This is a genomic window from bacterium (assembly GCA_026398675.1).
Taxonomy (GTDB): domain Bacteria; phylum RBG-13-66-14; class RBG-13-66-14; order RBG-13-66-14; family RBG-13-66-14; genus RBG-13-66-14.
On sequence record JAPLSK010000203.1, the window covers coordinates 1 to 5,921 of the forward strand.

At 56.6% G+C, this 5,921-nt stretch carries 10 protein-coding genes; all 10 read left to right on the forward strand.

Going from position 1 to position 5,921, the window contains the following annotated elements:
• On the forward strand, positions 1 to 202 hold a 202-nt coding region (locus NTW26_06750), incomplete at its 5' end, for a nucleotidyltransferase domain-containing protein (protein ID MCX7021955.1).
• A gap of 76 nt (positions 203 to 278) precedes the next feature.
• On the forward strand, positions 279 to 416 hold the full coding sequence (locus tag NTW26_06755; GenBank protein MCX7021956.1) for a DUF86 domain-containing protein: 138 nt from the start codon (positions 279 to 281) through the stop codon (positions 414 to 416).
• Positions 417 to 577: 161 nt separating this feature from the next.
• A complete protein-coding gene (locus NTW26_06760; protein MCX7021957.1) occupies positions 578 to 1,495 on the forward strand; it encodes an ATP-binding cassette domain-containing protein in 918 nt (305 codons plus the stop codon).
• Positions 1,432 to 1,641, forward strand: a complete 210-nt coding sequence (locus tag NTW26_06765; protein MCX7021958.1) for a hypothetical protein — start codon at positions 1,432 to 1,434, stop codon at positions 1,639 to 1,641. Before NTW26_06760 ends, NTW26_06765 begins: the two co-directional genes overlap by 64 nt.
• A gap of 54 nt (positions 1,642 to 1,695) precedes the next feature.
• Entirely contained in the window at positions 1,696 to 2,424 is a 729-nt protein-coding gene (locus tag NTW26_06770) for a hypothetical protein (GenBank protein ID MCX7021959.1), read from the forward strand.
• The gene (locus NTW26_06775) at positions 2,425 to 3,216 is read left to right on the forward strand and encodes a DUF3800 domain-containing protein (GenBank protein MCX7021960.1); all 792 of its coding nucleotides are present in this window, start codon (positions 2,425 to 2,427) and stop codon (positions 3,214 to 3,216) included. It abuts the gene before it with no gap.
• A 134-nt stretch (positions 3,217 to 3,350) separates the two neighbouring features.
• Positions 3,351 to 3,920: a nitroreductase family protein gene (locus NTW26_06780; protein MCX7021961.1), complete on the forward strand. Its 570-nt coding sequence runs from the start codon at positions 3,351 to 3,353 to the stop codon at positions 3,918 to 3,920.
• Positions 3,921 to 3,929: 9 nt separating this feature from the next.
• Positions 3,930 to 4,322, forward strand: a complete 393-nt coding sequence (locus NTW26_06785; GenBank protein ID MCX7021962.1) for a hypothetical protein — start codon at positions 3,930 to 3,932, stop codon at positions 4,320 to 4,322.
• Between the two features lie 124 nt (positions 4,323 to 4,446).
• A complete protein-coding gene (locus tag NTW26_06790; GenBank protein ID MCX7021963.1) occupies positions 4,447 to 5,634 on the forward strand; it encodes a hypothetical protein in 1,188 nt (395 codons plus the stop codon).
• Between the two features lie 34 nt (positions 5,635 to 5,668).
• The coding region (locus tag NTW26_06795) for a hypothetical protein (GenBank protein MCX7021964.1) at positions 5,669 to 5,921 on the forward strand (253 nt) is incomplete at its 3' end.

The following is a 5,921-nucleotide window of genomic DNA, read 5'->3' on the forward strand; positions in this document are numbered from 1 at the left end:
CGATGTGGATCTGCTGGTGACCTTTAATCCCCAAGCCCAATGGTCGCTTTACGATTTCGTCGAACTGCAGGAAGAGCTCTCCAGTCTATTGGAACGAAAGGTGGACCTGGTGAGCCGCCGGGGTTTGGAACGCAGCCGAAATCCTATTCGACCGAAGGAAATTTTGTCAAAGGCGATGGTCATCTATGCCGCCGAGGGATAGAAGTTACCTGTTTGACATACGCGAGGCCCTGAATTCTATCCGGGCCTTCATCGCCGGCGTGGACCACGATTCCTTCGTGGAGAACGACCTGCTGCTGTCGGCGGTCATCCGCAAGCTGGAAATCATCGGAGAAGCGACAAAACGCTTATCGCCGGAGTTTCGCTCCGCCTACCCCGAAATACCCTGGAAGAAAATGTTAGGGCAAGGGGTTTAAACCCCTTGTCTCCTTCCGGCATGAAGGACGTCTTGATACACGATTACGATCAGGTTGATGTGGAACTCGTTTGGAAGACGGTGTCATGCGAGGTGGAAGAGACCGGGCGGATGGTCGAGAAACTCATCAGCGGCAAAGATCCGGACTGAGTTACAAACCGAATGATTAACACCGACAGTAGTCCGGTCATCGAAGCCCGTGGGCTGACCAAGGTCTTCCGCATATTCCGGCGCCGGGCCGGCATCGGGGGCGCCATCGTCAACCTCTTCAAGCGCGAGTACGAGGATGTCCGGGCCGTGGACGGGGTGAGCTTCGCCATCGAGCCCGGTGAGCTCCTCGGCTACATCGGCCCCAACGGCGCGGGCAAATCCACGACCATCAAGATGCTCTGCGGCATCATCCGCCCCACCGAGGGAACCTGCCGAGTCCTCGGTCGGGATCCCCACCGTCAGCGCGTGGCCAACGCCCGGGATGTCGGCGTCATGTTCGGCCAGCGCTCACAGCTCTGGTGGGACATCGCCGTCCAGGAGAGCTTCCGGCTGCTGGAGAAAATCTACGAGGTTCCGCGCGAGGAGTTCAAGAAGAACCTGGCTTTCTTCACCGAGGTGCTGGAGCTGAATGACCTTCTGCGTCTGCCGGTGCGCAAGCTCTCCCTGGGCCAGCGGGTGCGGTGCGAGCTGGCCGGGACCCTCCTGCACAACCCCCGGGTCGTGTACCTGGACGAGCCCACCATCGGCCTCGACGTCTCGATGCAGCACACGGTGCGCGAGTTCATCCGCAGCTACAACACGCGGCACGAGTCGACGGTGCTCCTCACCAGCCACTACATGGACGACGTCCTCGCCCTGTGCCCGACGGGTCGTTGGCGGAGTTCAAGCGGACCTTCGGCCGACGGCGGGTGGTGTACCTGGATACTGAAGGTCCGGCGTCGCTGGATGCCGCGGAGCTGGCGGCCGCCCTCTCCATCCCGCGCGAGGCTCTGGAGGTGCGGCTGGGGGAGACGAACGGGCTGTCGGTGGGGTTCGATCCGAAGGAGACGACGGCCAAAGATGTCATCGCCGCCTGCCTCACCCGCCTGACCGTCCGCGACCTGACGATCACGGAGCCGAAGATAGAGAGCATCGTCCGGCACATTTACGACGACCGCGCGGACAACTACTCCCACGCGGCGGAACCGACGGCCCAGACCGCCGGACGGCATGCGGGGCGGCGGCGGCGGATCTGAACCAAATCCCGGCCGGACGATAGCCCCTTCTAAAAAAAACCCTTAAGGAGTACGATGCGCAAAGCTTTCTGCGTATTGCTGGCGGCGGCGGGCGCGTCGTCGGCCCTGCCCGTTCCCGGGGCGCAGACGGCGGGCATGGACCCCTTCGTCCGCCTGATCGTCACCGTGGGAGTCATCCTGGTCTTCGCGTTGGTGACCTGGTTCATCCTCGGGCGGCTGGTGAAGCTGCGCAACGAGATGTCCGAGGAAAAGGCCTGCGGCCACGCGGCCAATCTGGTGGCGGAGATGCTCATCGCAGGCGCGCCGCTGGGCTACGAGGTGGTCGAGGAGCTCATAGACTCCTGCCGGCGGGAGTACAAGGTTCCGCTGACGCGCCTGACCGTGGCCGACCTGTTGGAGGACGTGCAGGCGCGCGTTTTGATGGACAATCTGCTCACGCCGCGGCTGAAGGGGGAGTACCTCGAGGAGCTGCGGAGGCATCTGGACGAGGCCCAGAAGCGCGACGCCAAGCCGGCCAAGAAGACGGAGACCGTGAAGGGCAAGCTCAAGGAGACCCTGGCCGAGATGAAGGCCGCCCTGGACGCGGGGGACGTGGAGAAGGCCAAGGTGATTTACGGAGGGCTGAAAAAAGCGGCCTTCGAGGTGTACCGCTTCGGGGCGGCCTTCAACCCGCTCTACGACGCACTGACCCTGGCCCGCAAGCATCCTCGGGTGGCGCTCTTCGGCGCCGTAATCTACTTCGGCCTCTTCCTCTTCACCCTCTTGACGGTCTGGAGCATGTGAGTGCGGTACAGACTCTATGTGGACGAATCAGGTGACCATGTCATTTATGACAGGTCTACACTGAGCCAAGAGGGCCATAGATTCTTGGCGTTAGGAGGCGTTCAGTTTGAATATGGAGAGGGCTACAACGAATTTGCAGGTGCTTTGGAAACATTAAAACGAAAACATCTACCGTATCATGCCGATGAGCCGATTATCCTTCATAGACGAGATATTATAGATAAAAGAGGACCCTTCACCGTACTTCAAGATGAAGAGATGTGCAAATTATTTGACGAAGACTTGCTTAAGCTTCTAACAGATGTCCCTTATGAGTTGTATGTTGTTGTTATAGATAAATTAAAGCATATAAATGAAAATCCAAATCCTTGGCATCCATACCACATGGCGTTGACGTACCTAATGCAGCGATTTAGCTTCCATTTAACGGAAATTGGAGGTGTTGGGGATATTTTGGCGGAATCTCGTGGAGGAAATGAAGATAAGATGCTCAAGAATGCGTATGAACATACTTATCATCATGGTGATGTACGTAATACCTCGTTGTTATATCATCGTACATTAACAAGTAAAGAAATTAAGTTAAAACCCAAGAATAAAAATATTGCAGGCTTACAATTGATTGATATGTTAGTAGCCAATGCAAAAAGATGGGTATTAAGAAAGTATGACTTAACGGTGATGGAAATAAGCACTTTTGAATCCAGGCTGGTTCCCATTATTGAAAGCAAGTTCCGTAGTGATCAATCAGGAAATATTGAGGGTTGTGGATTTGTGCTCTATCCAAAATAAAAAGGAATACCCCTTTCGGGGTATCCCTCCGCTAACCCATTCGGGTTATCCAACTCCAGGTGACTGGATCGCTAATATTGTAGCATAAAAAAACAACAAAAACCATCAAACCTGTCAAACCTTTAACAATCACAATGGATTTCAACGAGTTAGTAGAAAAGCGCTATTCCTGCCGCGCCTTCGACCCGGACCGCCCGGTGCCGGACGCGTTGATAACCGATTGCCTGCGGGCGGCGCAACTGGCCCCCAGCGCCTGCAACGCCCAGCCCTGGCGCTTCTTGGTCGTTACTGGCGCGGATCAACGCAAGCGCATCTGCGACGAGGCCCTGGGCGGCATGGTCCCGAACCGATGGGCCGCGGACGCCCCGGTCCTCGTCGTCCTGGCGGCGGTGAGAAAGCTGGGCATCGCGCGGCTCGGCGAGGGCATCAAGGATATCCCGTATCATTTGATGGACTGCGGCGCGGCCGGTGAGCACCTCGTCCTCAAGGCCACGGAGCTTGGACTGGGCACCTGCTGGCTCGGCTGGTTCAAGGAGAAGCCGCTCAGAAAACTCATCCGGGCGCCGGGGGCCTGGAAACTTCTTGCCGTCATCGCCCTTGGCTGGCCCGCGGAAAGTTGGGAGACCGCGAAGCGCAGCCGGGTGGAGCTCGGAGAGGCGGCCTTCCACGGTGACGCCCAAACGCCGTGGAGCGCGGAGGGGTAGCGCGTGAACATGGACGGCATAATCGCTCAGTGGGTTGAACGGATTAAAGGCAAACTAGACGAGCTTCTGCCGAAAAAACTCACCGAGGAGGAGTTCCGCCTCGCGATACATCCGCTCCTCGCGGCATTCTGCGACGAGTATGGGGCGCGCGCCGAGATTGTTGACGAACACACGATGGCCATCGGCCGGGCCAACTCCGCATTCAACCGCGCCGTAATCGAGTACCTGCGGCCGGGGTATCTAAATATAAACTTCGACCGGGCGGCTGATTCCGCCATCGGACTGTTTCTGGGATACCTCCACCGACTGGCCGGGGACGAAAAAAGCGGGATTCGGCGTCTGGCCGGAGCACTCTTCGACGGCCGAATGCTTTTGGGGACCGCGCCGGGCGGCGACCGTTAGTCCTGGAATGACGTATAAATAACAGAGTTACAAAGAAGGCCAAAGGCCTTTTTTTTATTTCGGCTTGACAAAAACCCCTTTTTTATTACACTCATCAAGCCTCATTAGCTTTCACGGAGGGTCTGTGCGCAGGGTATTGATTTTCGTGTTTTTACTCGCCGCCGTCTCGCTGGGCGCCGAGAAGATTAAGCTGGCCTTCATCGGTCTGGAGGCCTCGGGGGTCAGTGAGTCCGCGGCGGCGGGGATTTCGGACGCAATCCTGGATACCCTGGTCAATACCCACCGTTTCGACGTGGTCGAACGTGCGCAGCTTACGGCCATACTCGAGGAGCAGGCCCTGACCCTGTCGGGGTGCACGTCAACCGAGTGCATCGTGGAGGTCGGCCAGTTGGCCGGCGCCGACAAGGCCCTCGTCGGCCAGGTTTCCCAGGTGGGAAGCATTTATAACTTGACTTTGCGTTTAGCGGACGTAACGACTGGTAAATTAGAGTATTCGGACTCCGCCGAGTCCTTAAATCTGGAAGAACTTCTAAATGAAGGACGTTCGATTGTGCAACGCTTCGCCGACAGCATCCCGGTGATGGGTGTGGTTATCGGCGTTGAAAAAGACATTATAAAGGTGAATCTGGGCACGCAGGAAAACCTGAATCCAGGCGATGAGCTCGAGGTTTACCGGATAGGTGAAGAGTATTACGATCCGGAAACCGGTTTACTCGTAGGGCATGACACTATCGAATTGGGTAAGGCGGTTGTCTCCCGCGTCGTTGATACGGCCTTATCGGAAGCCAAGCTGTCGGGGGAATTCGAAGTCACAACCGGCGACAGGGTACGCTTAGCTAAAATCATCAGCACAGGCGTAACCAGACATGAAATAACGTTAGAATCATTCCAAATCCATCTAGGCGGGGGATACCCCTTCATCGGAGACTTCTCCGTCACCTACTCCAGCCGAGGAGAAGGCTACCTCGGTCTGTCGGTGGCCACTGTATTAATGAGCAATGGTATTGGCTTAGATCCTGATAAATACGTCGCTCAGACCGGGGATACAATGATTTCCTTGGACTACGATTTCTTTTTTGGTCGTATTTTTCGGGTGAGCGCGGGGCTTGGCTCTGGCGTTTTCTTCCGCAGCGACGTGGTGCTATTCATAGTTAAAGTCAAGGCCGGTGTGGAATACCGTTTGTCTTCCACGTGGGGGATCAGCGCCGGTGTTGATTACTACCCCGTTGTCGCCTGGCCAGAAAAATGGGTGGAAGGCGCCTACTTCGGCAAGGCTCTTAACGCACGGATTGGCGTCGAGTTCTACCTCTAACAGTTTGCAAAGGCGTTATTCACAGGAGCGCGGGATGAAGAGGCACGCCGGACTCATCTTTATCATTATCTCCGCGGTCCTGGCTTTCACGCTGGGTTGCGTCAGCGATCTTTTAGGTTGGCTCGGAGAACACCTGGACCTGGAGTGGCATATAGAGACCGTGGACTCGGCGGGAGACGTAGTAGGCGGTGATACCTCCCTGGCGCTGGACTCCTCCGGTCACCCCCATATCTCGTATTATGACTTCACCAACTTCGATCTAAAATACGCCAGCTGGAACGGTAGCT